Source organism: Pseudomonas kairouanensis (assembly GCF_004682055.1).
Taxonomy (GTDB): Bacteria; Pseudomonadota; Gammaproteobacteria; order Pseudomonadales; family Pseudomonadaceae; genus Aquipseudomonas; species Aquipseudomonas kairouanensis.
This window is the reverse complement of the sequence record NZ_QUZU01000013.1, coordinates 73,506-97,787: the sequence shown is the minus strand read 5'-3', so window position 1 is coordinate 97,787 and position 24,282 is coordinate 73,506. Positions and strand designations below refer to the sequence as shown.

At 62.1% G+C, this 24,282-nt stretch carries 18 protein-coding genes and 1 pseudogene; 8 read left to right on the top strand and 11 right to left on the bottom strand.

Annotation, left to right across the window (positions count from 1 at the left end):
- Positions 1 to 293: 293 nt before the first annotated feature.
- A complete protein-coding gene (locus DYL59_RS13175) occupies positions 294 to 743 on the top strand; it encodes an HIT family protein (protein WP_135289573.1) in 450 nt (149 codons plus the stop codon).
- On the opposite strand, the gene DYL59_RS13170 is transcribed toward DYL59_RS13175, so the two are convergent.
- Positions 725 to 1,294: a cysteine hydrolase family protein gene (locus DYL59_RS13170; RefSeq protein WP_135289572.1), complete on the bottom strand. Its 570-nt coding sequence runs from the start codon at positions 1,292 to 1,294 to the stop codon at positions 725 to 727. The two genes, DYL59_RS13175 and DYL59_RS13170, sit on opposite strands and share 19 nt — an antisense overlap.
- A gap of 128 nt (positions 1,295 to 1,422) precedes the next feature.
- Here DYL59_RS13170 and DYL59_RS13165 point away from each other — a divergent pair, with 128 nt between their 5' ends.
- From DYL59_RS13165 to DYL59_RS13150, 3 genes are all read left to right on the top strand, one after another.
- Complete coding sequence (locus DYL59_RS13165; RefSeq protein WP_135289571.1) at positions 1,423 to 2,826, top strand: XAC2610-related protein; 1,404 nt, start codon at positions 1,423 to 1,425, stop codon at positions 2,824 to 2,826.
- 748 nt (positions 2,827 to 3,574) lie between these two features.
- On the top strand, positions 3,575 to 6,661 hold the full coding sequence (locus DYL59_RS13155; protein WP_135289570.1) for an autotransporter domain-containing protein: 3,087 nt from the start codon (positions 3,575 to 3,577) through the stop codon (positions 6,659 to 6,661).
- Positions 6,594 to 7,496, top strand: coding sequence for an alpha/beta hydrolase (locus DYL59_RS13150; protein ID WP_238340677.1), 903 nt, complete (start codon positions 6,594 to 6,596; stop codon positions 7,494 to 7,496). Before DYL59_RS13155 ends, DYL59_RS13150 begins: the two co-directional genes overlap by 68 nt.
- Positions 7,497 to 7,500: 4 nt before the next feature.
- Here DYL59_RS13150 and DYL59_RS13145 read toward each other — a convergent pair whose 3' ends face one another.
- The 3 genes from DYL59_RS13145 to DYL59_RS13135 all read right to left on the bottom strand — a co-directional run bounded on the left by DYL59_RS13145 (position 7,501) and on the right by DYL59_RS13135 (position 10,673).
- Positions 7,501 to 8,121 carry a LysE family translocator gene (locus tag DYL59_RS13145; protein WP_135289569.1) on the bottom strand — a complete coding sequence of 207 codons (621 nt, stop codon included), beginning with the start codon at positions 8,119 to 8,121 and terminating at the stop codon, positions 7,501 to 7,503.
- Between the two features lie 101 nt (positions 8,122 to 8,222).
- Positions 8,223 to 9,224 (bottom strand): NAD(P)H-quinone oxidoreductase, encoded by a 1,002-nt coding sequence (locus tag DYL59_RS13140; RefSeq protein WP_135289568.1) that lies wholly within the window; start codon positions 9,222 to 9,224, stop codon positions 8,223 to 8,225.
- A gap of 12 nt (positions 9,225 to 9,236) precedes the next feature.
- Positions 9,237 to 10,673, bottom strand: coding sequence for an NAD-dependent succinate-semialdehyde dehydrogenase (locus DYL59_RS13135; protein WP_135289567.1), 1,437 nt, complete (start codon positions 10,671 to 10,673; stop codon positions 9,237 to 9,239).
- Positions 10,674 to 10,863: 190 nt separating this feature from the next.
- On the opposite strand from DYL59_RS13135, the gene DYL59_RS13130 reads away from it, so the two are divergent.
- Positions 10,864 to 11,793, top strand: a complete 930-nt coding sequence (locus DYL59_RS13130) for a LysR family transcriptional regulator (RefSeq protein WP_135289566.1) — start codon at positions 10,864 to 10,866, stop codon at positions 11,791 to 11,793.
- A 42-nt stretch (positions 11,794 to 11,835) separates the two neighbouring features.
- On the opposite strand, the gene DYL59_RS13125 is transcribed toward DYL59_RS13130, so the two are convergent.
- The 3 genes and pseudogenes from DYL59_RS13125 to DYL59_RS32060 form a co-directional block, all read right to left on the bottom strand.
- On the bottom strand, positions 11,836 to 12,348 hold the full coding sequence (locus DYL59_RS13125) for a hypothetical protein (RefSeq protein WP_135289565.1): 513 nt from the start codon (positions 12,346 to 12,348) through the stop codon (positions 11,836 to 11,838).
- 299 nt (positions 12,349 to 12,647) lie between these two features.
- A complete protein-coding gene (locus DYL59_RS13120; protein WP_420359283.1) occupies positions 12,648 to 13,682 on the bottom strand; it encodes a methyl-accepting chemotaxis protein in 1,035 nt (344 codons plus the stop codon).
- Positions 13,683 to 13,940: 258 nt separating this feature from the next.
- Positions 13,941 to 14,213: pseudogene (locus DYL59_RS32060) on the bottom strand (PAS domain-containing protein); the annotation flags it as partial.
- A 163-nt stretch (positions 14,214 to 14,376) separates the two neighbouring features.
- Here DYL59_RS32060 and DYL59_RS13115 point away from each other — a divergent pair.
- Positions 14,377 to 16,575, top strand: coding sequence for an OsmC domain/YcaO domain-containing protein (locus DYL59_RS13115; RefSeq protein ID WP_135289563.1), 2,199 nt, complete (start codon positions 14,377 to 14,379; stop codon positions 16,573 to 16,575).
- Between the two features lie 117 nt (positions 16,576 to 16,692).
- On the opposite strand, the gene DYL59_RS13110 is transcribed toward DYL59_RS13115, so the two are convergent.
- Both DYL59_RS13110 and DYL59_RS13105 read right to left on the bottom strand, forming a co-directional pair.
- On the bottom strand, positions 16,693 to 17,859 hold the full coding sequence (locus DYL59_RS13110) for a cystathionine gamma-synthase (protein ID WP_135289562.1): 1,167 nt from the start codon (positions 17,857 to 17,859) through the stop codon (positions 16,693 to 16,695).
- The gene (locus DYL59_RS13105; RefSeq protein WP_135289561.1) at positions 17,856 to 19,232 is read right to left on the bottom strand and encodes a pyridoxal-phosphate dependent enzyme; all 1,377 of its coding nucleotides are present in this window, start codon (positions 19,230 to 19,232) and stop codon (positions 17,856 to 17,858) included. The genes DYL59_RS13110 and DYL59_RS13105 overlap by 4 nt, the downstream gene beginning before the upstream one ends.
- 241 nt (positions 19,233 to 19,473) lie before the next feature.
- Between DYL59_RS13105 and atzF the strand changes: the two genes are divergently transcribed.
- On the top strand, positions 19,474 to 21,270 hold the full coding sequence (gene atzF / locus DYL59_RS13100; RefSeq protein ID WP_135289560.1) for an allophanate hydrolase: 1,797 nt from the start codon (positions 19,474 to 19,476) through the stop codon (positions 21,268 to 21,270).
- A gap of 2 nt (positions 21,271 to 21,272) precedes the next feature.
- Entirely contained in the window at positions 21,273 to 21,971 is a 699-nt protein-coding gene (locus DYL59_RS13095; RefSeq protein ID WP_135289559.1) for a GntR family transcriptional regulator, read from the top strand.
- Here DYL59_RS13095 and DYL59_RS13090 read toward each other — a convergent pair whose 3' ends face one another.
- Positions 21,972 to 23,123, bottom strand: a complete 1,152-nt coding sequence (locus DYL59_RS13090) for an alpha/beta hydrolase (RefSeq protein ID WP_135289558.1) — start codon at positions 23,121 to 23,123, stop codon at positions 21,972 to 21,974. It lies immediately after the preceding gene.
- A 126-nt stretch (positions 23,124 to 23,249) separates the two neighbouring features.
- Entirely contained in the window at positions 23,250 to 24,134 is an 885-nt protein-coding gene (dapA, locus tag DYL59_RS13085; protein WP_135289557.1) for a 4-hydroxy-tetrahydrodipicolinate synthase, read from the bottom strand.
- Positions 24,135 to 24,282: the final 148 nt, after the last annotated feature.

The following is a 24,282-nucleotide window of genomic DNA, read 5'->3' as shown; positions in this document are numbered from 1 at the left end:
GCGGCGGTGCGACCATTCGACTTGCTCGCGAAAGCGGTGGGTCAGTCTATGAATCAGTTAACTGACACACCGCTTTCGCGAGCAAGCCCGCTCCCACATTAGGAGCTATGCCTGGCCGGGAAACTGAGTACACCGCAAATCCCCTGTGGGAGCGGGCTTGCTCGCGAAGGCGGTGTGCCAGTCGCCACAAATACTGGCAGACCCACCGCTTTCGCAGGCAAGCCCGCTCCCACATTTTGAACCGAGTAAAGCTTACTATGGCGCCTGCCCTTTACGCCCATCAAGGAGAACCCATGGCGCTCATCACGGAACGCGTAGCACTGGCCCGCAATGGCGGCAACGACAAAGTCATCTGCCGCATGCCCTCAGGTTGGGCTGTGATGGGCGATGTGCAATTCCTGCCGGGCTACTGCCTGCTGCTCCCCGACCCGGTGGTGGCCAGCCTCAACGACCTGGATGCCGAAGCCCGCGCCGTCTACCTGCAGGACATGGCCCGGATCGGTGACGCCGTGCTGCAGGCCACCGATGCATTGCGCATGAACTACGAGATCCTCGGCAATTCGGAGCCTGAGCTGCACTGCCATATCTTCCCGCGCTACGCCAACGAGCCAGACGACAAACGCCGGATGCCTGCGTGGTTTTATGATTGGAAAAGTGCAGTGCCGTATGCAGAAGAGGTGCATGGAGCCCTGCGTAAAAAGATCGCAGCGGTATTGGCCGAGCATCAAGCCGCCGCGAAGTGACTCAGGATTTCATCAGCCGCCACCACCTTGGCATAGTCCATCGCCAGATTACTTAGCGACAACGCATGCACATCCTCCGCCGGCCAGAGGCGCCCCGACAGGTCGGTTTGATCAAACGTATAACAGGCATCCCCAACCACGCTGACATCAAAGCCGAGGTTGCCGGCGGAGCGCGCGGTCGCCTCGACGGAGTTGTTGGTGATCACCCCGACAATCACCAACTGGCGGATCGAGCGCGCATGCAGCCAGCGCTCCAGGCCCGTGGCTGTGAAGGCGCAAGGGATGTTCTTCTCCACCACATGCTCATGGGGCTGGGGGGACAAGGCTGGCTGGAACTCACAACCGGGTTGCCCAGGCCAGAATACCGAGCCGGGGGTGCGAGAGATGTGCCGCACATGCACGACCGGCCGAGCGGATTGGCGCCACGTATCCAGCAGGTGCTGCATGTGCAGCTCGGCGACAGGGTTGTTGCGTCGCCCCAGCGTTGGCTGGTTCATGCCTTGCTGCATGTCGATGATGATCAATGCAGTGTTAACCGCTAAGCGCTCCATGGCCGGTCCTTTTGTGCGTGGGGGGATAGAACATACCAGCCACCTGTGGGGCCAAACAAAGATTTGTGCGAAATGGCAGGCCATTTGCTTTTACACTGCCGCCCCGAATTTCAGCAAGGATGCTTTGGATGCGTTCGCTCGTCAGCGGTGTACTCCTGTCCCTGGCCATGGCTGCCCCAGCCTTGGCCGAACCCCGTTCGTTCTCGGTCAACGACCCCAGCGGTCAGTTTCTGGTGGAAGTGCTGTTCCCGGATGCGCCGCAAGACCTTGAGCAACAGACGCGTGCGCTGGTCACCGTGCGTGACAAAACCACCCTCGAGATCCTCCAGCAATTGCAAACCCCGGCCGCCCCGGTGCCGTTGGACCCAAACGGCAAGACCCTGGACTGGCGCCTGGTGGGCGAGAGCGGCGTGCTGTACTTCGCCGACATCGACCACGATGGCCGCATGGACCTGGCGATCCGCAATGGCGATGGCCCTGCGGCGGGGTTTCAGTCCAACTATGACGTGTACCTGCAAGACCGGCAGAAACCTCACTGGGTACTCAACGCCGCACTGACCGAACTGGCCAACGACACCAGCGGCGGCATGTTTTCGGTTACCCCCAATGACGGCGTGATCCACTCACAAACCGACCGTGGCTGCTGCTGGACGCGTGCGTCCCGGTGGCAAATGCGCGACGGTCAACTGGTGCGGGTGAGCTCGTACACCCAGGAAGAAGTCCCGCCGACCGAGTTCGGCGAAAACTCCAGCATGCCCAGCGGCTACATGCTGCGCACCACCGGCGAATGGAAAGACGGCCAGTGGCTGGAAACGCCACGGCTCGAAGGCCCGGTCAATGAGGACCCGCAGATGCTCGCCGGCACCCTCGACGGCAAGCTGCCGGTTGAGCTCTGGTACCAGCAGCAGGGCGCCGTGCTGATTGGCGAATTGCGCTACACCCAGAGCGGCAGTGGCAAGCCGATCAAACTGGTGGGCGACCGCAGCGACTACGACGACAAGCCCTTCGTCTACCTGCACGAATACGCCGACGACGGCCATCAGACCGGCATCTGGCGTATCACGCGGGAAACCACCGAACCCTATAACTACACCGGCACCTGGGTCAGCAGTGCCAAGGGCGATCACCCGGAGCTGGCGATCCTGCTGCACGCCGATGAGCGCGAACCCGACTACGACAAACTCAGCGAAGTGGAGCGCGACCAGCGTAACGGCCACTACCAGATGCGCGATGACTTCCTCGGCCGCGACGGCGACCTCGACATCAAGGTGCTCCCCGAGCGCGACGCCGAGGGCAGGGAAGTGGCCGAGTTCACCGTGACGCTCAAAGACACCAAGACCGGCAAACCGCTTGTGACCGCGCAGCACACACTACCCATGGAAACTGAAAACCTGATCATCGTGCGCGAGCCGTTGGCACCCAAGGGGAACGGACCGTATCACATTCAATTGGTGAAGGGATTTGCGGTGATCGAGCACAACTCGGCGCCGGATAATCAGGCGTTCTTGACGGGGATGTATCGCAAGCAGTGACGGGGCTGTTGACCCAACCCCAAACTCTGGCTCTGGCTCTGGCTCTGGCTTTTGATCTTGATCTTAGGCGCCCCGTTAACCACGTTGGCCGAACGCAGGCTTGAATCCGTGGGTAACCCGGCAGGACGCCGGGTTAGCCGCACTGGGCCATGGATGGCCCAGTGCGGCGGCCCACGGATTCAAGCCTTCGTTCGGGCATGCCGAGCCTAGTCGAGGCACCGAGTGGTGGGGCAAGAGCCCTTTTGGTTACTTTTGGCTGGGCCGGCATTCCGGGCTCTTTTCCAAAAGTGACCCGCCGTAAGGGCGGAACCCATATCAGCCATCACCTAAACAATGGATATTCACTCCGACCAACTAGCTCCAGTGCCCAATACATAGCCATCGCAGGCAATCCAGCTCCCACATTAGAGCGATGTACATCCAAGAAAACCTAGTCGCATGATGCACCGCCTTCGCGAGCAAGCCCGCTCCCACACTTGAACCGATTTGCACCCGGAAAAATCGCCCGACCGCCAGGCCGTCACGGGAGCAAGCTCCCTCGGCACAGGTCCAGCGCAACACTCAAAGCTATGTAGATACCTTTGCCTCTGAACGCTGGCGCCAGTTGATATCAATGTGACATCATCTGGCGGGCGGGTATCACCTAACTGCCCGCTCCCCACGATGCCTTCTGGCAACACCCACTGCACGCTAGGGTTCCGGATCCTGTGATCGGCCCTGTACGACTTGAAAAAATGGAGCGGTATCGATGAACAAGGGCATTTATCGGCTGGTATGGAACAACAGCCAAGGTGCGTTGCAGGTAGTGTCCGAGACCGCAAAATCGAAAACCTGCTCAGGCTCCGGCGCGCGCGCCTCGACCGGGCTGCGTAAAGCCACTGTCTGGCCCCTGGCGTTGCTGTCGCTGAGCATGGCGACCTGCGCAGTGGCGGCGCCCGGTTATGGGGTCACCACCGACGCGAACTCGGGCACGGGGTCGCTGCGTGAAGGGTTGGCCTTAGGGGGATACCTGATGGTTGACCCGAGCATCACCCGCATTGCCCTCAGTTCAGATGCGACGGTGCTCAACAGCACGACCTTGAATGTGACCGGACCTTTGACCGTTACCGGCGCTAGCCTGGCCGGTAGCGGCTCTGCCTTGGTATTGAACGGGACCAGCGCTGGCACGCTGACCATCGCGATTGCCGGCCAGTTCAAAGGCCGGAACTCAGACGTCGGGTCGGCGACCAATGGCGTGGCCGGAACCGCTGGCGTGGGCCCGGGTGGCGCAGGTGGTGCAGGTGGGAACGGTACGTTACTGGCGCCCGTCGCCGGCGCGTCCAGTGGGGTCAGCGGGAGTTTCTTTGACCTTACCAATAACCGCTTGGTGTCGGGAGGCTATGGCATGTCCGTGCTGTCGGCCGGTAATGGCGGAGCGGGTGGGGTAGGCGCCAGAGGTAATCTCGGATCACCCGGTGGTACAGGTGGCAGCGGTGGGGCGGGAGCCAACGGCGGCAATGGGGCTGCGGGTGGTGCAGGTGTTTCGGGTAATAATTTTACGTTGACCAACAACGATACGATTTATGGCGGTATCGGCGCGAGTGGCACAAATGGTGGTGCAGGGGGGGCGGGAGGTACAGGAGGCGACTACGGTGGGGGTTTTAGTGACGAGGGTGGCGCTGGCGGCCGTGGAGGGAACGGAGGCAACGGCGGCAACGGCGGCGCTGGCGGTGCTGGTGTTTCCGGCTATGCCATGCAGGTCTTCAACACGGGCATGATCGTGGGCGGCGATGGTGGGCGGGCAGGGAACGCGGGTGCCGGTGGCCTGGGCGGTAACGCGGGTGACTCTGACTTTGGTTTGAACCTGCCCGGCGCCAACGGCAGCGGCGGTTCTGCCGGCAGCGCGGGTGCGGGCGGTGTGGGTATTGTCTCGACCGGTAACTCAACGATCCGCAACGCAGGTGCCATCGCGGGCGGTCTCGCCAACCAGAGCACAGGCACACAGGCAAACGCCATCGAATTCTCCGGCGGCGGCAACACCCTCATTCTCGAAGCCGGCTCCGAAATACTCGGTAACGTCGTCAGCACCTCCGGCGGCACCGACACGCTGGCCTTTGGTGGCAATGTCAATGCGCTGAGCAACGGTTTTAATCTCTCTGACCTGGGCACGCAGTACCAGGGCTTCGACAGTTTTCAGAAGCTCGGCACCAGCACCTGGACGCTGACCGGCACCGATACCGTCAGCCGGATCTGGGATGTGCAGGCCGGCACGCTGGTGCTGGAAAACAACACCCAGCTGGCAGGCGCACTGGGTATCCGCAATGACGGCACCCTAAGTTCGGGCACCGCGTCTATTGGCGGTGGCTTGATCAACGCCGGTCACCTGAACATCGCTGACGGCGCGACGCTGTCGCTGGGCAGTAGTTACACCCAAGGCAGCCATGGCACCTTGAGTATCGGCGCGCTGAGTACAGCCCAGTACGGCAAGCTTGCCATCACGGGCAACGCGTTCCTGGCTGGCGCCCTTGATGTGGATGTGAAAAGTGGCAACACCCTGGTAATCAGTCAGCAACTGCTGGATGTGGTCACCGCCACCGGTCACATCAGCGGCACGTTCGACACCGTGAGCGACAACAGCCTGCTGTTCAACTTCACTCCGACCTACACCAACAACAGCGTGAGCCTGAATATTGTCGCGGATTCCGGAGGCAACGGAGGCGGCGTTGGCAACGCAGGCAATGGCAACACGGTGCAGGGCAGCGTCCAGGCCCTGGGCAATACGCCAGGCCGCGGCGCTGCACGGGTGCTGGACGGGGTGATCGCCGGCAACCCCAGCGGGCGCCTGGCCGGTTATTTCGTGCCGTTGAGTACCCAGGGCGAAGTGTCCCAGGCGGTGTCTGAAACCTTGCCGTTGATGGCGGGCGGTTCCACGGAGTCTGCACGTACCGCATTGAGCGGCATCAACGGGGTGATCCAGGGCCGCAGCGAAGCGGTGCGCGGGCTGTCTTCCGGTGACGCGACCTTTACCGACCAGCATGGCTGGATCAAGCCGTTCGGCAGCTGGGCCGACCAGGAAAGCCGTGGCGGCGTCGCCGGGGTGAATACCTCGGTAGGTGGCTTGGCGTTCGGCCTGGATGCCAGCCTCAACGACCGCTGGCTGCTGGGCACCGCGTTCATCTATGCCAATGTGAACACGCGCAACAGCGGCGACACCGCGCGTCAGCAGCTCAAGACCGATGTGTATCAGTTGGTCGGCTACGGCAGCTATCACCTGGATGACCGCACCGACCTGAACTTCCAGCTTGACGCCGGCCAGAACCATAACAAGGGCACGCGGGATATCGACTTTGCCGGGTTGCAGGCCAAGTCCAACTACGACTCGTGGACCGCGCACGCGGGTGTTTCCCTGGACCGTACGTTCACCCTGACCGAGCAGACGCGCTTCATCCCTTCGGTACGCGCCGACTACACCTGGATCAAAGACGAGGCCTACCGTGAGAAGGGCGCCGAAGACCTGAACCTGAGTGCCAAGAGCCGCAGCACCGACCAGTTCATCCTGGGCGTGGACGGCAAGCTCAGCCATGACCTGACCCAGCAGCTCAATGTGAGCGCCAACCTGGGTGTGGGTTATGACTTCCTTGCCGAACGTGATTCCATCAGCAGCAGCTTTGCCGGTGCACCGGGCGCCAGTTTCACCACCTACTCGGGTGACCCTCAGCGCTGGCTGGTGCGCGGCGGTACGGGGTTAAACTACCAGGTCAACGGCCAGCTGCAGCTGGGTGTGCGTTATGACCTGGAGAAACGAACTGACTACCTCAACCAAACCGGCTCCGTTGAAGCGCGCTGGGCGTTCTAAGCCGCTGGCATTGGCGTGCCTGCTCAGCCTGTGGCTGGGCGGGTGCGCCGTGGTGCCGGAGCAGGGCGAGCTGAACAGGCATGCGCAGTCCCTCGCGCAGGCTGGGGGGCTGGTGAGAGCGCAGGTGCAGACTGAGGGCTTTGTGCTCACCAGTTTTTATCGGATAACCCGGCTCGATCAGCCGCTGACGGTGTATATCGAAGGCGATGGTTTTGCCTGGCGCACGCGTAGCCAGCCGTCGCTTAACCCCACACCCATCAAGGCGCTGGGCTTGGCGTTGGCTGCCAAGGACCCGGCGGCGAATGTGGTCTACCTGGCGCGTCCGTGCCAGTTCACGCCCATGGCCGCTAACCCCGGTTGTGACATGAGCGACTGGACCAGCAAGCGCTTTGCCGAAGCCGTGGTGATGGCCATGAACCAGGCCGTCGGGCAGTACGCGGCCCGGGTGCCTGGCCAGCCGCTGAACCTGGTGGGGTATTCAGGCGGTGGCACGATTGCCGCCTTGCTTGCTGCGCGTCGCACGGACGTTGCCAGCCTGCGCACGGTGGCGGGCAACCTGGATGTGGCCGAAGTCAATCGCCTGCACCGGGTGACGCCGATGCCGGGCTCACTCAACCCCATCGACCTCGCGCCACGGCTCAGCCATTTGCCGCAAATTCACTATGTTGGCAGTGAAGACACGGTCGTACCGGCAAGCATTGCACAAGGGTTCGCCCGCGCGGTGGGCGGGCGTTGCACCCAAGTGCGTCTGGTGCCGGGCATGGGGCATGACAGCGACTGGGCGCAACGCTGGCCTGAGTTACTGCGCGAGCCTGCGACCTGCTCACTGCCTTGAACTATCAGCGCTTGCTCAACGCCAATCGCGCTGCAAACAACACAAAGATCATTCCAGTGGTGCGGTCCATCCATTGGATGACCTTTTCCCTGCGCAAGAACCCCGACAGCGGCTGCGTGGCAGCGATCAACACCAGCGACCACAACAGCCCCAGCACCACATGAATGCTCACCAGCCCAAACGTCCAGGCAATCAGCGAGTGGCCCTGGGGAATGAACTGGGGCAGGAACGACACATAGAAGATCCCCACCTTGGGGTTGAGCACATTGCCCAGCATGCCCTTGATAAACCAATTGCCGGCGGGCTTGGCGTCGGATCCCGCAGGTGCGAGGGAACGACGTGGGCTCAGCAGCATGTTCAAGCCAAGCCAGGCGAGATACGCAGCGCCGCAGTACTTGAGCAGGTTAAAGGCTACTTCCGACACCGCAATCAACGCCCCCAGGCCGAAGGCCACACCAGCGCCCCATATCAGGCAACCTGCATTGATACCGAGGGTGGCCTGCAACGCCTGGCGTTTGCCTTCCACCGTGGCGGTCCTGAGGACCAAGGCGGTATCGAGGCCGGGTGTCAGTGTCAGCAGGGTGGCGGCGAAGGTGAAGGCGATGAGGTTGTCGGCGATGGACATGGCACGGGCATCCGGGAAGGCGAGCTGGGATGTTAGCGCATAGTGGGGGAGGCTGGATCGACACCGTCTGCAGGCGCAAGCGTGCAGACGGTCAGGTTTGATCAGAGCAGGTCTTGGGGTTGCATCGTCAGGATGATCTTGCCCACATTTTCCGCGCTCTCCATGCGCCGGTGCGCATCGGCGGCGCGGGCAAGCGGGTAGGTGCTGTCAACCACCGGTTCCAGGCTGCCGCCGCCCTCGAAACGCTCCAGCCAGTGCTCGCGAAAACGGTGGATCATCGCGTGCTTCTCAGGTTGGGTGCGCGACTTCATGACCGTGCCGATGATTTGCAGATGGCGGTACAGGATATGTTCCAGTTTCAGGCTGACGTCGCCGCCGCCGCCCAGGATGCCCACCTGGATCAACCGCCCTCCGTTTGCCAGCGACGCAATGTTGCGGCTGAAGTAAGGCGCACCGACAAAGTCGATGATCACATCCACACCTCGGCCCTGGGTTCTTTGGGCGATGACTTCAGCAAAATCCTCGGTTTTGTAATTGATGGCCACATCGGCGCCCAAGTGCTCGACACGCGCTGACTTGCTGCCCTCGGTGGTTGCATACACGGTGGCGCCGGTGGCGTAAGCCAGTTGCACCGCCGCCGAACCCACGCCGCCGGCGGCTGCATGAATCAATACCGAATCGCCGGCTTTCAGCCGCCCCAGGTGCATCATCGCTTCGTGTGCGGTGACGAACACTTCGGGAATGGCCGCCGCGTGCACATAGTCCAGTTGTGCCGGGATGGGCATGGCCATGCGGTAATCGATGCGCGCGATTTCGGCGTAGGCGCCTCCGCCGACCACGCCCATGACGCGATCACCTACTGCATAGCCAACGACGGCTGCGCCCAGGGCGATGACTTCGCCAGCGATCTCCAGGCCGATGATGGGTGAGTCGCCAAAGTCCGGGCGGCCGTAGCCGCCGTTGCGATGGGTGAGGTCGGCGCGGTTGACGCCGGCCGCATAGACCCGCACCAACAGGTCGGTGGGGCGAACTTGCGGGGTGGGCGCGTCGCCCAGTTCGAGCACGTCGGCGTTGCCGAAGGTTTCAAGGGTAATGGCTTTCATGGGGGGGCTCCGTTAAACCTGGCTGATGAATTTGTGGGTGAGGTAGTGTTCGATGCCTTCAATGCCGCCTTCTGAGCCGTGGCCGCTCTCTTTCATCCCACCAAAGGGCAGTTCGGTGGCGACGATGCGGTACTGGTTGATACCGATCATGCCGGCCTCGAAACCGTCAGCCACGTCGATGGCGGTGCGCGCATTGGAGGTGAAGGCGTAGGCCGAGAGCCCGTAGGGCAGGCGGTTGGCCTCCTTGAGGCCGTCGGCCAAGGTGTCGAAGGGCATCAATACGGCAATGGGGCCGAAGGGTTCTTCATGCATCACCCGTGCGGTCATCGGCACATCCACCAGCACCGTTGGCGCAAAGAAATAACCTTGCCCTGGCATGCGTTCGCCACCGGTCAAAACCCGTGCGCCTTTATCGACGGCGTCTGCGACCAGCTCTTCCATCTTGGCCAGTTGCCGGGGGTTGGCCAGCGGGCCGACTTGGGTATGCGGGTGCAAGCCATTGCCGATGCGCAGGGCCTGGGTGGCGGCGACGAACTGCGTGACAAAGGCCTCGTACGCACCGCGCTGGATCAGGAAACGGGTGGATGAAATGCACACCTGCCCGGTACCACGGAAGCGGTTGGCCGCGCCTTCGCTGGCGGCTTTGGCCACGTCGCCATCTTCAAACACCAGCACGGGCCCGTGGCCGCCCAGTTCCAGGGTAATGGGCTTGACCCCTTCGGCCGCACGGGCTGACAGCAGGCGGCCAATGGGCACGGAGCCGGTGAACGTGACCTTGCGAATGATCGGCGAGGCGATCAAGTGGCTCGAGACGTGGTCAGGCACACCGAACACGACTTGCAGCACACCTTTGGGCAAACCGGCATCGTCCAGCGCACGGGCCAGTGCCAGGGCCGTGGAGGGGCTTTCCTCACCAGGCTTGAGGATCACGCTACAGCCTGCGGCCAGCGCGGCGGACAGTTTGCGTGCCGGGGTAATCGCGGGGAAGTTCCAGGGGGTGAAGGCCGCCACCGGGCCGATCGCCTGACGCTTGACCAGTTGCAAGACGCCGGGGCGATTGGCAGGCACCACACGCCCGTCGATACGCCGCGCGCTCTCGGCAAACCACTCGAAATACTCGGCGGCGCGGGTCACTTCGTCGAGGCTTTCGCCCAGCGGTTTGCCTTCTTCCAGGGTCATTTGTGCAGCGATGTGCGGTGCGCGTTCCAGGATCAGGTCAGCCGCGCGCTTGAGGATCTTGGCGCGTTGGTCTGGCACGGTGCGACGCCAGGTATCGAACGTTGCGCGGGCAACGCCAAGGGCGTGGTCCAGGTCGGCGGCGGTGGCCAGGGGGACGCGGCCGATCTCGCGCTCGGTGGCTGGGTTGACCACGGCGGCGGTGGCACGCCCTTCGGCGCTGATCCATTCGCCACCGATAAACAGGTAAAGCGGGTCGTAGGTTACGTTCACGGGTAAGGCCCTCTAGGGTATGGGGGAGTCGGTTGAACTGGAGCCAAGTCTAGGGACGGCGGTACGTTGGATTTAGCCGGCGGCGAGGGAATGAGTGTTGTATGAGATCGCACAATCCCTGGCTTGCGCAGGTTCTAACCAGCGGCGATCATGCGGCCTGCTGCGTAAACAGGGGCTGCGGACGGTAGAGATGGACAAACTTTCGAATATGTCGGTGTATGTCAAAGTGGTCGAGATGGGCAGCTTCACGGCAGTGGCCAACCACCTGGACTCTACCGTCGGGAACGTCTCGCGGGCGGTGTCCGCCCTGGAAAAAAACCTCGATGCGCGCCTGCTGCAGCGCTCCACCCGGCGCCTGTCGGTCACGGATGCGGGCCGTCGTTATTACGAGCGTTGCAAGAGCATCCTGTCAGACTTGGAGAGCGCCGAAGCCGAAGCCAGTGATGCACTGTTGGAACCGCGTGGCACCTTGCGGGTGCACTGCGTGCCGGGCCTGGCGCGCCAGTTGGTGACCCGTGCGGTGCTGGACTATCGCAGGGTATTCCCCGACGTGACGGTGGACCTGCTGCTCTCCCAGCGCATGCCCAACCTGCTGGAAGACCAATTGGACGTGTCGATACTCATTGCCAGGACCCTGCCAGACTCCGCCTATGTCAGCCAGAAAATCGGCGTGAGCCATTGCGTGCTGGTGGCCTCCCCGGAGTACCTGGCCAAACATGCGCCTCCCCAGGAGCCCGAAGACCTGCGCGACCATCAATGCCTGCTGCTGGGCACCGTCGATTACGTGCGCGATGAATGGCAACTCAAGCGTGCAAAGGGCGACGTCACGTTCGTGCCGACCGGGCCGAGCTTCAGTGTGAACGACATGGAGGCCATGGCGGTGGCAGTCAAGGAAGGCGCTGGCATCGGCTTGCTGGCGGGTTTTTCGGCCATCGACGATTTGCGCAGTGGCAAGCTGGTGCGGGTGTTACCGGACTATCACACCCATGAGCGCAACGTGTATGCGGTGTATACCTCGCGTCAGTTTGTGGATGCGAAGATCACGCGGTTTATCGAGACGCTCAAGGAGCGAGTGGGCGGGGAATTGGCGGCGACAGCCCGTGAGCTGTGCCGCCAATAAAGGCCACTGTGCAAACAAGTGGCCTTGCGGGTTGCGCAGCGATCAGTTATCAGCCTTGACCCACTTGCAGTTGGTCAGCGTGTCACCGCCGTCTACCTTCAAGTAGAACGCGTCCGGTACGGCCACCCGCTGATGGACGGTGCCTACCGGGCCGTCATGATAGTTGGTGTACAACTTCCCATCCACGATCTGCCAGCCCAACGGATACGCCAAGGAGCGGTAGACCCAGCGGCGTGGGTTTGCCCGGCAGGACAGGTAGTTGTCGTCCTGAAGCTTGAGCACCGCAAAGTCACCATCGCTGGAGTCTTTTTTGAACTTGGCCTTGGGGCCGTTGGAGGCGGTTGCGCTGATGTAGTCCCAGAAACTCCATGTGGCGTTGGTGCCAACGAAGTAGGCATAGCTGGTGACGGTTTGCCCCTTGTCGTTGACATAGTCGAGTTGGAGGTTGAACCACTCGCCGTCCGGGAAAGCCTGGCTGCCGCTGCGTGAAGCGAGGGGCTTGCCTTCGGGTTCGAAGGGTTGGTCGTCTGGAGCAGGTGCTGATGTATCGCTCATAGGTTTATTCCTTTAACAGAGAGAGTCAAAAAAACTCGCCCAAGCCAAAGCCATTAAGCGGAGGGTAATGCGTGGGACTGTCGCGGGAGTAATGCAGGTTGCGCCTTGCACACAACGGCGTGTGCTACGACTTGGGACGGTGACCAGTTTCCGGTACGGCGGGTCCTTCTCTCATCCATGATTTCGGCAACAGCGGTCAGAGCCGCCGAGGCGCCTAGCAAGGTTAGGACATGCTTTGGGATTCGTCGAAAAAAGTCTTTGAGCGCGCGCCATGTCCATGACGCGCGCGATGGGGCTTATCAGCGATTGAACCGTTCAACCAACGCATATTGGGTGGACGCGGTATTGGTCAGTTCTTTGCTCAGGTCGGTGGATTGATGGGCCTGGATAGAGGTCTGGTCTGCCAGTTCGGCGATGGTGGTGATGTTGCGGCTGATCTCTTCGGCCACCGCGCTTTGTTCCTCGGTGGCGGCGGCGATCTGGGTGGTCATGTCGGTGATGTGGGACACCGCTTCACTGATGCCCACCAGCGCCTGGTCGGCTTCCAGTACCCAGGCCACGCCTTCCTGGGCCTGGCGTTGGCCGTGCTCCATGCTGTGCACGGCATTGTTGGAGGAAGCTTGCAGCTTGGTGATCAGGGCGTGGATCTGGGTGGTGGATTGGGAGGTACGTTGCGCTAACTGGCGCACTTCGTCGGCCACCACGGCAAAGCCACGACCTTGCTCGCCCGCGCGGGCGGCTTCGATGGCGGCGTTGAGGGCCAGCAGGTTGGTCTGGTCGGCGATGCCCTTGATCACATCGACCACGCTGCCGATCTCGTCGCTGTCGCGGGCCAGTTGCGCGACGGTCACGCCGGTTTCGCCCACCACGGCAGACAGGCGCTCGATGGCTTCGCGGGTGTCGCGCGCCACGTCACGGCCGCGGCCGGTCAAGGCGTTGGCTTGCTGGGTGGCGTCGGCGGTGCGTTGGACGTGGCTGGCCACTTCCTGGGTGGTGGCGGCCATCTGGTTGACGGCTGCCGAGACCTGTTCGGTTTCAACGCGCTGGCGGTCCAGGCCTTTGGCGCTGGCAGTGGCCAACTGGTCGGACTGCCCGGCCAGGGCGCTGAGTTGTTCGGCGCTGTCCTGCAAGCGCGTGAGGCAGGTTTTCAGGCGTGCGGTCTGGCTGAGGAACGCGGTTTCCAGGCGGGCCTGAGGGCCGCGAGCGTCGCTGTACATCTGGGCAATCAGGGCGTCCGATGTGGACGGCTCCACCCCTTCGAGCAGGCGCAAGGTGCTGCTTTGGCGCACGCGCGAGCAGAGCACGCCCACTGGAAGGGCAACCACCACGGCCACTGCCAGGGCCAGCGGTGCACTGAGGTAAAGCCCGGCGAGGCTACCGGCGATTGCGGTGGCCACATACGGCACGCAACTCAATACGGCCGGCAGCCAGGCATCCTGGCGCGGCACGCTCGGCTTGCCACTGCTGATGCGTTGATACAAGGCTTGGGCGCGGCGGATTTCATCCGCCGTGGGCTTGACCCTGACCGACTCGAAGCCGACCACCTTGCTGCCGTCGAAGATCGGCGTGACGTAGGCATTGACCCAATAGTGATCGCCATTTTTCGAACGGTTCTTGACGATGCCCATCCAGGGCAGGCCTTGCTTGAGCGCGCTCCACATATGCGCGAACACGGCGGGTGGAACGTCGGGGTGACGCACGATGTTCTGCGGCGCGCCGATCAAGTCGGCGCGCTCAAAGCCGCTGATCTCGACAAAAGCATCGTTGCAGTAAGTGATGACACCGCGAACATCGGTGGCGGAGATAAGTTTCTGCTGAGGCGCGAGGGAAATCTCGCGCTGTGTCACTGGCTGGTTGTTGCGCATTCCGACTACTCCCTGGTTGCACTCAGCCAATCGGCCTCAACTTCGAAAAGATTAATGCACATTTGATATTTCGCCAGCCATTGGTCAAAAGCCTGAAACTTCCCGCTGAAAAACCCCATAATGGCGGCCATTTTTGTTTAGCCCGTTATTCTGGTGTGCCCGCATGGAAATCAAGGTCAACTTTCTCGACAACCTTCGACTTGAAGCCAAGTTCGACGACTTCACGGTGATTGCCGACCAGCCGATTCGCTATAAAGGCGATGGCTCGGCACCCGGGCCGTTCGATTACTTCCTGGCCTCGTCGGCGTTGTGTGCGGCGTACTTCGTCAAGTTGTATTGCCAGACGCGCAATATCCCCACGGAAAATATCCGTCTGTCACAGAACAATATTGTCGATCCGGAAAACCGCTACAACCAGATCTTCAAGATCCAGGTGGAGTTGCCGGCGGATATTTCCGAGAAAGACCGCCAGGGGATTCTGCGTTCCATCGACCGGTGCACGGTCAAGAAAGTGGTGCAGGCCGGTCCTGAGTTCATCATCGAAGAAGTCGAGAACCTCGATGCGGACGCCCAGGCATTGTTGATGCCCAACTCGACCTCCGAGGGTGGCACCTACATCGCGGGCAAAGACCTGCCGCTGGAACAGACCATTGCCAATATGTCCGGCATTCTTGCCGGGCTGGGCATGAAGATCGAGATCGCATCGTGGCGCAATATCGTGCCAAACGTGTGGTCGCTGCATATCCGCGATGCCCAGTCGCCGATGTGTTTTACCAACGGCAAGGGCGCGACCAAGGAAGGCGCCCTGGCGTCGGCGTTGGGCGAGTTTATCGAGCGGCTCAACTGTAATTTCTTCTACAACGACCAGTTCTGGGGCGAGGAACTGGCTAACGCGCCGTTCGTGCACTACCCGGACGAGCGCTGGTTCCAGCCGGGCCCCAAGGATGAACTGCCGAGTGAAATCCTCGACGCCTATTGCCTGAAGGTCTACAACCGCGAGGGCGAACTGCGCGGCTCGCACCTGTTCGACACCAACTCCGGTAATGAAGAACGCGGCATTGTCTCGCTGCCGTTCGTGCGCCAGTCCGATGGACAGGTGGTGTACTTCCCCTCCAACCTGATCGAAAACCTCTACCTGAGCAACGGCATGAGCGCCGGTAACACTCTGGCCGAAGCCCAGGTGCAATGCTTGTCGGAGATTTTCGAACGGGCGGTGAAACGCGAAATCATCGAAGGTGAGTTTGCCCTGCCGGACGTGCCGGCCGAAGTGCTGGCCAAGTACCCAAGCATCCTGGCCGGCATCCAGGGCCTGGAAGCCCAGGGCTTCCCGGTGTTGGTCAAAGACGCGTCCCTGGGCGGTGAATTCCCGGTGATGTGCGTGACCCTGATGAACCCTCGTACCGGCGGTGTATTCGCCTCGTTCGGCGCCCACCCAAGCCTGGAAGTGGCGTTGGAGCGCAGCCTCACCGAATTGCTGCAAGGCCGCAGTTTCGAAGGCCTGAACGACCTGCCGCAGCCGACGTTCGAGGCTCAGGCGGTGACCGAGCCCAATAACTTTGTCGAGCACTTTATCGACTCCAGCGGCGTGGTGTCGTGGCGCTTCTTCAGTGCCCAGTCGGACTATGAGTTTGTCGAGTGGGACTTTACCGGCGAGGGCGAAGACTCCAATGCCCAAGAGGCCGCGACCCTGTTCGGCATTCTGGAAGGCATGGGCAAAGAGGCCTATATGGCGGTGTACGAGCACCTCGGCGCCACCGCCTGCCGCATCCTGGTGCCGGATTACTCGGAAATCTACCCGGTGGACGACCTGATCTGGGACAACACCAACAAGGCCCTGTTTTTCCGTGCCGACATCCTCAACCTGCACAGCCTGGATGAGGACGCACTGCAGGCCCTGGTGGATCGCCTGATCGAAAGCGAGCTGGACGACTACACCGACATCACCACCCTGATCGGCATCGAGTTCGACGACAACACCGCCTGGGGTCAGTTGACCATCCTAGAGTTGAAGCTGCTGATCTTCCTGGCCTTGAAGCAATATGAAGAAGCCAAGGAGTGCGTGGAGATGTTCCTGCAGTACAACGACAACACCGCTGAACGCGGCCTGTTCTACCAGGCGATGAACGCCGTGCTGGAGATGGAACTGGACGACGACCTGGAACTGGCCGACTACGAAGCCAACTTCCGCCGCATGTTTGGCAACGAGCGCATGGATGCAGTGATTGGTTCGGTGAGCGGTGATGTACGCTTTTATGGCTTGACCCCGACCAGCATGAAGTTGGAAGGGCTGGAGCGGCATCAGCGGTTGATCGAGAGCTACAAAAAGCTGCACGCGGCACGGGCCAACATTATCTCAATTTAGCGCAATCCCCTGTGGGAGCGGGCTTGCTCGCGAACGCGGTGTGTCAGTCGATGATATGTATCTGACCCACCGTATTCGCGAGCAAGCCCGCTCCCACATTTTGTCCGGTGCAAGTCGCTAGATTTTCGTCAGGGCTTGGGCCAGATCGGCCCTCAAGTCTTCCACATCCTCAACCCCCACCGACAATCGCACTAGCCCATCACCAATCCCAAGCTGCGCTCGTGTAGCGGCCGGAATCGTCGCGTGGGTCATGATCGCCGGGTGTTCAATCAGGCTTTCCACGCCGCCCAGGCTTTCGGCCAAGGCAAAAATCTTCACGTTTTCAAGGAATCGCCGGGCGCCCGCCAGGTCGGTATTCAGATCAATCGAGATCATCCCGCCAAACCCGTGCATTTGCCGGCGGGCCAGTTCGTGCTGGGGGTGGGAGGGCAGGCCTGGGTAGTACACCCGTGACACCTGCGGCTGCTGCTCCAGCCAGGTGGCCAGCTCCAGCGCGTTGCTGCAATGGCGCTCCATGCGCAGGGCCAGGGTTTTAACCCCGCGCAAGGTGAGGAACGCATCGAATGGCCCGGCGATGGCGCCGACGGAGTTTTGCAGGAAGCCCAGGCGTTCAGCCAATTCAGGGTTGTGACCAACAATGGCGATGCCGCCGATCACGTCCGAATGGCCATTGAGGTATTTGGTGGTGGAGTGCACCACCACATCAAACCCCAACTCCAACGGCCGCTGGATCCAGGGGCTGGCGAAGGTGTTGTCGGCCACGCAGATAACTCCGCGGGCCTGGCAGATACGGGCAACGGCGCTGAGGTCAGTGAGGCTTAGCAGGGGATTGCTTGGCGTCTCGACCCAGACCATGCGGGTGTCGTCCTGCAAGCTGGCTTCAAACGCCGACAGGTCACTTAAATCCACAAAGCTGAAACGATGCCCGGCGCTGCGTTGCCGCACCTTGTCGAACAGGCGAAAGGTGCCGCCATACAAATCATTGCCCGAGACGATATGGGCGCCCGCGTCCAGCAACTCCAGCACCGTTGAGATGGCTGCCAGGCCGGAGGCGAACGCAAACGCCTGGCTGCCGCCTTCCAGGTCGGCCACGCAACGTTCCAAGGCAAAACGCGTGGGGTTGTGGGAGCGGCCGTAGTCGAAGCCCTTGTGCACGCCGGGGCTGTCTTGCAGGTAGGTGGAGTTGGCGTAGATCGGCGGCATCAACGCGCCCGTGGTCGGGTCGGGGGATTGCCCGGCATGGATCACGCGGGTGGCAAAGGCGCTTTTATCAGGCTGACTCATGCAAGGGATCTCCGTAGGTGGTTAAGCAGGTCGACGCGGGTGATCAGGCCATGGAAACCCGAGGCGTCGGCGATGATGGCGACCAGGCCGCGATCGAGTTCGGCCTGCAGTTCGGCCAAGCTGGCGCCGGGGTCAAGGGTTTGCAGGGTGTTGGTCATGGCGCTGGCGACCACCATCTTGAAGTCCGCCGCATCGTGGTGCAGGCCCAGCAGGATGTCGGATTCATCGATCACGCCCACCAGCTCGCGGCCGTCTACCAGTACCGGCAGTTGGGACACATCCGCCAGGCGCATGCGTTGGAAGGCGGTCAGCAGGGTGTCGTCGGGGCTTACGCTGATCACGCGGCCGTCTTCAAAGCGGCGGGCAATCAGGTCGCGCAGGTCGTCGTAATGTTTGTATTGCAGCAGGCCTGCATCGTTCATCCACTGGTCGTTGTAGACCTTCGACAGGTAGCGCGTACCGGTGTCGCACACAAAGGTGACCACCCGCTTGGGCGTGGTCTGCTCGCGGCAATAACGCAGGGCAGCGGCCAGCAGGGTGCCGGTGGACGAGCCGCCCAGGATGCCTTCGGCACGCAGCAGTTGGCGGGCGTGGTCGAAGCTTTCTTCATCGCTGATGGAGTAGGCGTGGCGCACGCTGGACAGGTCGGCAATGGATGGAATGAAGTCCTCGCCGATGCCTTCCACCGCCCATGAACCGGGGGTGTCCAGGCGCCCGCTGCGGCTGTACTCGGCCATCACCGAGCCCACGGGATCGGCGAGCACCATGGCCAGTTCCGGTTGCACACGCTTGAAGAAACGGGTCAAACCGGTGAGGGTGCCGGCCGAGCCAACGCCCACCACAATGGCGTCCACATCGTGCTGGGTCTGCGCCCAGATCTCCGGGGCGGTGCTGGTTTCATGGGCCAAGGGGTTGGCCGGGTTATTGAATTGGTCGGCGAAGAACGAGTCCGGAATGTCCTTGGCCAGCCGCGCGGCCACGTCCTGGTAGTACTCGGGGTGGCCCTTGCCCACGTCGGAGCGGGTGATGTGCACCTCGGCGCCCATGGCCTTGAGGTGCAATACCTTTTCCGTGGACATCTTGTCGGGCACCACCAACACCACGCGGTAGCCTTTGGCGCGGCCCACCAGGGCCAGGCCCAGGCCGGTGTTGCCGGCGGTGGCTTCGATGATGGTGCCGCCCGGTCGCAGGCGGCCGTCGCGTTCGGCGGCGTCGATCATGGCCAGCCCGATACGGTCCTTGATGGAGCCGCCGGGGTTCTGGGATTCGAGTTTGAGAAACAGGGTGCAAAGGCCGGTATCGAAACGGCTGACCCGAACCAGTGGTGTGTTACCGATCAGTTCGAGGACGGCGGGGCGGGGCAGTGTGGGCATGTCGTCACCTTTGGAAAGAGGGGGGACAGCAAACGGCAAAGCATGGTTTGGAACATAGGCCGGTATGGCGTGGGTCGCAACCAGGCGGTCCGCTGAATGTCATTTTTTGGCGCATGGGCGATGAGCGGATGCGCCATCTGCGCGCACAACCTTGTGCGCTTGCCCAGTGTTTATTGGCCCAACAGGTTGGCCTGGGGTTTGCTTTAGAGAATCCCAACTTGGATACAAGATGGAGTTTCCCATGCACAACGCTTTTGGCTGGACCCTCGGTGAATGGTTGGCTGCTTACCGTAGCGGCACCATCACCCCGGATCTGTTGCTCACCCTGGCCACCCAATACCCGGCCGACGACAACGCTTGGATCGCCCGCGTACAGCCGCAGCAATTGGCCGCGCAGTTGGCGCAGTTGAGCGAGCGCCTGGCGGCGGCAGGGGGTGATATGACCAAGCTGCCGTTGTACGGCGTGCCGTTTGCGGTCAAGGACAATATCGACGCCGCAGGCTGGGAAACCACCGCCGCCTGCCCGGAATATGCCTACGTGGCAACGCAGGATGCGTCTGTGGTCCAAAAGCTACGGGCCGCCGGTGCAATTTTGATGGGCAAGACCAATATGGATCAGTTCGCCACCGGCCTTGTGGGCACGCGCTCACCCTATGGCGCGGTAGCCAACAGTTTCAATGCCGATTACGTCAGCGGCGGTTCCAGCTCGGGTTCGGCGTCGGTGGTGGCGCGGGGGCAGGTGGCGTTTGCGTTGGGTACCGATACGGCGGGGTCGGGTCGGGTGCCGGCGGGGTTCAACAACATCGTCGGGTTGAAGCCGACCAAGGGGCGGTTTTCCAATACAGGGCTGGTACCGGCATGTCGCAGCGTGGATTGCATCTCGGTGTTTGCACTCACCGTGGACGCCGCCGAGGCCGTGGCCCAGGTAGCGGCGGGCTATGACGCCAGCGATGCGTATTCCCGCGCCAACCCCAACACGGCGCCGGTGGCCGTGGGCGCGGCTTTTAAACTGGCGGTCCCGGCCACCTTGGAGTTTTTTGGCGATAGCCAGAACCAGGCGGTGTTCGAGCAGGCGGTTGAGCGTTTCAAGGCCCTGGGCGCAGTAATCACTGCGGTGGATTTCAGTCCGTTCAAGGAACTGGCCGATCAGTTGTACTTCGGGCCCTGGGTTGCCGAACGCACAGTCGCCTTGGAAGGCATGCTCACCACCCGGCCCGAGGCCATCAACCCGGTGGTGCGTGGCATTGTCGAAAATGGCCTGAACTACACCGCCTGCGACGCCTACAAGGCCGAATACCTGCGCGCCGAGCTGAGCCGTCGCATCAACGATAGCCTGGCAGGCTTCGATGCCTTGCTGGTGCCCACTTCACCGACCCTGCGCAGCCTGGCGGACATGGCGCTGGAGCCGGTGCGCTACAACTCGCAATTTGGCTACTACACCAACTTCACCAACCTCGCCGACCTGTCAGCCTTGGCGCTGCCCGCAGGCTTGCGCACCGACGGCTTGCCCAGCGGAATCACCTTGCTCGCACCGGCCTGGCATGACACAGCGTTGGCCCATCTGGGCAAGCGCTGGCAGGCCAGTCTCGACCTGCCATTGGGTGCTACCGAGCGCTATCTGCCCGCACCGACCTCGACGGTGCAAGCCCCCGGCTGCGTGCGCGTCGCCGTGGTGGGCGCTCATCTCAGCGGCATGCCGTTGAACTTCCAACTGACCACCCGCAATGCCGTCCTGGTGGAACAAACCCGGACGGCAGATGCGTACCGGCTCTACGCACTGCCGGGCACCGTGCCGCCCAAGCCGGGGCTGGCCAAGGCGGACAGCGGCCGGCCGATCATCGTCGAACTGTGGGACATGCCGATTGCGCGCTTTGGCGAGTTTGTCGCCGAGATCCCCGCGCCATTGGGCATCGGTAACCTGCTGCTGGCGGATGGGCGCAGCGTCAAAGGCTTTATCTGCGAGCCATGGGCCTTGGCCGATGCGTTGGACATCACCGAATTCGGCGGCTGGCGCGCCTTTATTGCGAGCCGGGGGTAAGCATGCAACTGGCCCAGGCAAGAAAAACCAAAGCGCGTCCCCACAGCCTGGCCGAGCAGGTGTATGAACAGCTCAAGGCGGATATCTTCGACTTTCGCCTGCTGCCGGGGGATCGCTTCACCGAGGGGGAGGTGGCTGAACGCATGAACGCCAGCCGTACACCGGTGCGGCAGGCGCTTTACCGTTTGGAGAAGGAAGGTTACCTGCAGGTGTATTTCCGCAGTGGTTGGCAGGTTAAACCCTTCGACTTCGATGACTTCGAAGAGCTGTACGACGTGCGCATCGTGCTGGAGCTGGCGGCGGTCGCCCGTTTATGCCGCTCGGATGAAACCGGTAACGCGGTGCTGCAAACCTTGCAGGCGGTCTGGTGGGTGGATAAGGGTAAGCGTCTGCGCGACACTCAGCGCGTGTCGGAGCTGGATGAGCGCTTTCACTGCGCCCTGGTGGAAGCCACCGGCAACCGGGAAATGGCGCGCATGCACTACGCCATAACCGAGAAAATCCGCATTATCCGTCGGCTCGACTTTACTGAACCCGCGCGGATCGCCGCGACCTATGAGGAGCATGGGCAGATCCTGGAGGCTATTGTGCGGCGCGACACTGAGCGGGCTCAGCAGTTACTCCAGCAGCATATTGAAGCGAGCAAACACGCGGTGCGCGAGATCACTTTGCACCGGTTGCAACTGGCCAGGCGCGGTTGATCAACATTCACTACAAGCGGCCTGCATCACTTGGTCCATGATCTGTGCTTGCCAGTCGAAGTAGGGGTTGAACGTTAACCGTGCATGCACCTTGCCCGGTTCGCGGTAGCCCCAGGCGGAATACCAGAGCGGTTCGCCGGCCTTGCACCGCGCGAAGTCTTCATCGGTTTGCCCGTTCAAGCACACAGGCTGGCTGCCCCGGCGCCCGTACAGCGGGTTGTCTGGGGCAAACAGCACGCCCATATGGGAAAACTGGCTGATGCGCTCGGCCGGCAAGTGGTCGCTGCGCACCAGCACGCGCGGTGATTGTTGCGCAGCGGGCAGGTCGCCGTACCAGATCATGCGTGAAGCCGGGTGGGTGAAGCGCTCGGCGAACGTCGCTTTCACAAACTGCACATCCACCACCGAGTCATGTGCGGCACTGACGATCAATACCGGGCGGTCAAAGGTGGCCGTGGTGAGCTTGTCGCGCACCCTTTCACTGGTTTGGTAGAACTGGACGAAGCCGTTGGTGGGCACATTCTGGTAGCGCAATGCGGTCTGTTGTTGGCGTGGGCCGGCGGGGTCGCGCAGCCAGGGTTTGACGGGCGCCAGCCACGGCAGCAGCCAGATAAAACGGTTGCGCGCCTTGAATGCCGGAGAGAACAGCAGCAGCCCGCGGATGTCTGGTTCGTCCATGGCGTATTCCAACACCAGGTTGGCGCCGGTGGAAAAACCGCCCAGGTACACCTGATCGACGTCCTGGCGCAGCAAGGCCACCTGCTGTGCCACCGTCCTGCGCCAGTCCTCGATATTGACACCCAGCATGTCGGCCGGCTGCGTGCCATGCCCCGGTAGGAGCAAGGTACGCACTCGATAACCCTGTGAGGCCAGTTGCGCGCCGATGTCGGTGAAGGAGCCCGGTGAGTCCCCCAGCCCATGTACCAGCAACACGCCGTGGCCGTTGGGGGCTGGCGCGAGCCATTCGCGCGGTGCGTTCCAGGCCAGCTCCAGCGTGTGGTCTGGGCTCTGGAAGCGTCGGTCACGCTCAAGGTGCTGCAGGGTTTGTGCGCGGTAGAGGTCGAAGCTGTTGGGAGAGGGCGAGGACACAGCCGTCGAGCGGTCGGCACAACCGACCAGGCTGAGCAGCACCAGTAAACGCAGTGGGTTCATCAACTGTCCTCGTGGGGGGAACGCGGCGTGCAGCCGACCTTACGTGGCTGCTCGCACGGTATCCAAGGGGCAAGTGACCCAGCGGTGCGCCAATATATGACCATTGGTAACGGTCGTCGGCGGCGATCAGGCGATGCGTTGAGCGCCTCTGTTGCAGCCTTCCTGTAAATGCTTCAACCGCGAGACCACCGCTGCGCTGGCACGCTGCATCGGCGCGCGCAACTCGCTGCCGATCAACCCCTCCAGGGCCAGCGCGGCTTTGACGGGCGCCGGGTTCGGTTCCATGAACAGGGTGTTGATCAAGGGCATCAACCCGAAGAACGTGGCACGCGCCTGCGCCAATTGGTTATCCCGCACCTGCTGCCACAACATCACAAATTGCTCGGTGTGCACATGGGCCGACGCTGCAATCGCCCCGGATGCACCCAGGCACAGGGCGTTGAAAATCTGGATATCCTCGCCACACAACACGTCCACCTTGCCGCTGGCCAGCAGTGCCAGGGTATTGCCCAGGTTGCCGCCGCAGTCCTTGATCGCAGTGATTCGCTCATGGCCGACAATGCTTAACAACGTGGCCTGCTCAAAGGTCGCACCGGTGCGGTAGGGGATGTCGTACAGAATGATCGGCACGCTGGAGGCGTCGGCCACTGTACGAAAAAACGCTTCAAGGCCGGCCTGGGACGGGCGGATATAACTCGGTGCCGGCACCAGCAAACCCGCCACGGGGCGTTGCAGGATTTCGCGCTGGAACTGCAGCACTTCGATCTGGTTATTGCCCGCCAACCCCATCACCACGCGGTGGGCTGGCACCCATTGCAGCACCGCGTCCAGCACCTGCAGTTGCTCCTGACGGCTCAGTGACGCAGCCTCCCCAGTGGTGGTGCAGACCATGATCCCGGCGACGTGCTTTTCCAGCAGGTGGCTGACCAGTTGGTGCAGGCCGATAAAGTCGATGGCGCCGTCATGAAACGGCGTGACCACGGGAACCCAGATACCTTGAAACGATGACATGCACTTTCTCCTGATGATTGACCGCTTGAGTCACCGTCAGAAGGGCAGAGGCAATTGTGCAAGGGGGGAGACCGTCGCGCTCAATGTCCTGTCAGCTCATCTGACGGGACAGCGCGCCCCGGTCACATGAGCGACTGTTTCTTCGATT

Coding starts and splice junctions, on each gene's coding strand:
- DYL59_RS13155 (WP_135289570.1), top strand. CDS start 3,575: ATGAACAAGGGCATTTATCGGCTGGTATGGAACAACAGCCAAGGTGCG.
- DYL59_RS13140 (WP_135289568.1), bottom strand. CDS start 9,224: ATGAAAGCCATTACCCTTGAAACCTTCGGCAACGCCGACGTGCTCGAA.
- atzF (WP_135289560.1), top strand. CDS start 19,474: ATGCACAACGCTTTTGGCTGGACCCTCGGTGAATGGTTGGCTGCTTAC.
- DYL59_RS13145 (WP_135289569.1), bottom strand. CDS start 8,121: ATGTCCATCGCCGACAACCTCATCGCCTTCACCTTCGCCGCCACCCTG.
- DYL59_RS13095 (WP_135289559.1), top strand. CDS start 21,273: ATGCAACTGGCCCAGGCAAGAAAAACCAAAGCGCGTCCCCACAGCCTG.
- DYL59_RS13150 (WP_238340677.1), top strand. CDS start 6,594: ATGACCTGGAGAAACGAACTGACTACCTCAACCAAACCGGCTCCGTTG.
- DYL59_RS13125 (WP_135289565.1), bottom strand. CDS start 12,348: ATGAGCGATACATCAGCACCTGCTCCAGACGACCAACCCTTCGAACCC.
- DYL59_RS13090 (WP_135289558.1), bottom strand. CDS start 23,123: ATGAACCCACTGCGTTTACTGGTGCTGCTCAGCCTGGTCGGTTGTGCC.
- DYL59_RS13110 (WP_135289562.1), bottom strand. CDS start 17,859: ATGAGTCAGCCTGATAAAAGCGCCTTTGCCACCCGCGTGATCCATGCC.
- DYL59_RS13130 (WP_135289566.1), top strand. CDS start 10,864: ATGGACAAACTTTCGAATATGTCGGTGTATGTCAAAGTGGTCGAGATG.
- DYL59_RS13105 (WP_135289561.1), bottom strand. CDS start 19,232: ATGCCCACACTGCCCCGCCCCGCCGTCCTCGAACTGATCGGTAACACA.
- dapA (WP_135289557.1), bottom strand. CDS start 24,134: ATGTCATCGTTTCAAGGTATCTGGGTTCCCGTGGTCACGCCGTTTCAT.
- DYL59_RS13175 (WP_135289573.1), top strand. CDS start 294: ATGGCGCTCATCACGGAACGCGTAGCACTGGCCCGCAATGGCGGCAAC.
- DYL59_RS13165 (WP_135289571.1), top strand. CDS start 1,423: ATGCGTTCGCTCGTCAGCGGTGTACTCCTGTCCCTGGCCATGGCTGCC.
- DYL59_RS13115 (WP_135289563.1), top strand. CDS start 14,377: ATGGAAATCAAGGTCAACTTTCTCGACAACCTTCGACTTGAAGCCAAG.
- DYL59_RS13170 (WP_135289572.1), bottom strand. CDS start 1,294: ATGGAGCGCTTAGCGGTTAACACTGCATTGATCATCATCGACATGCAG.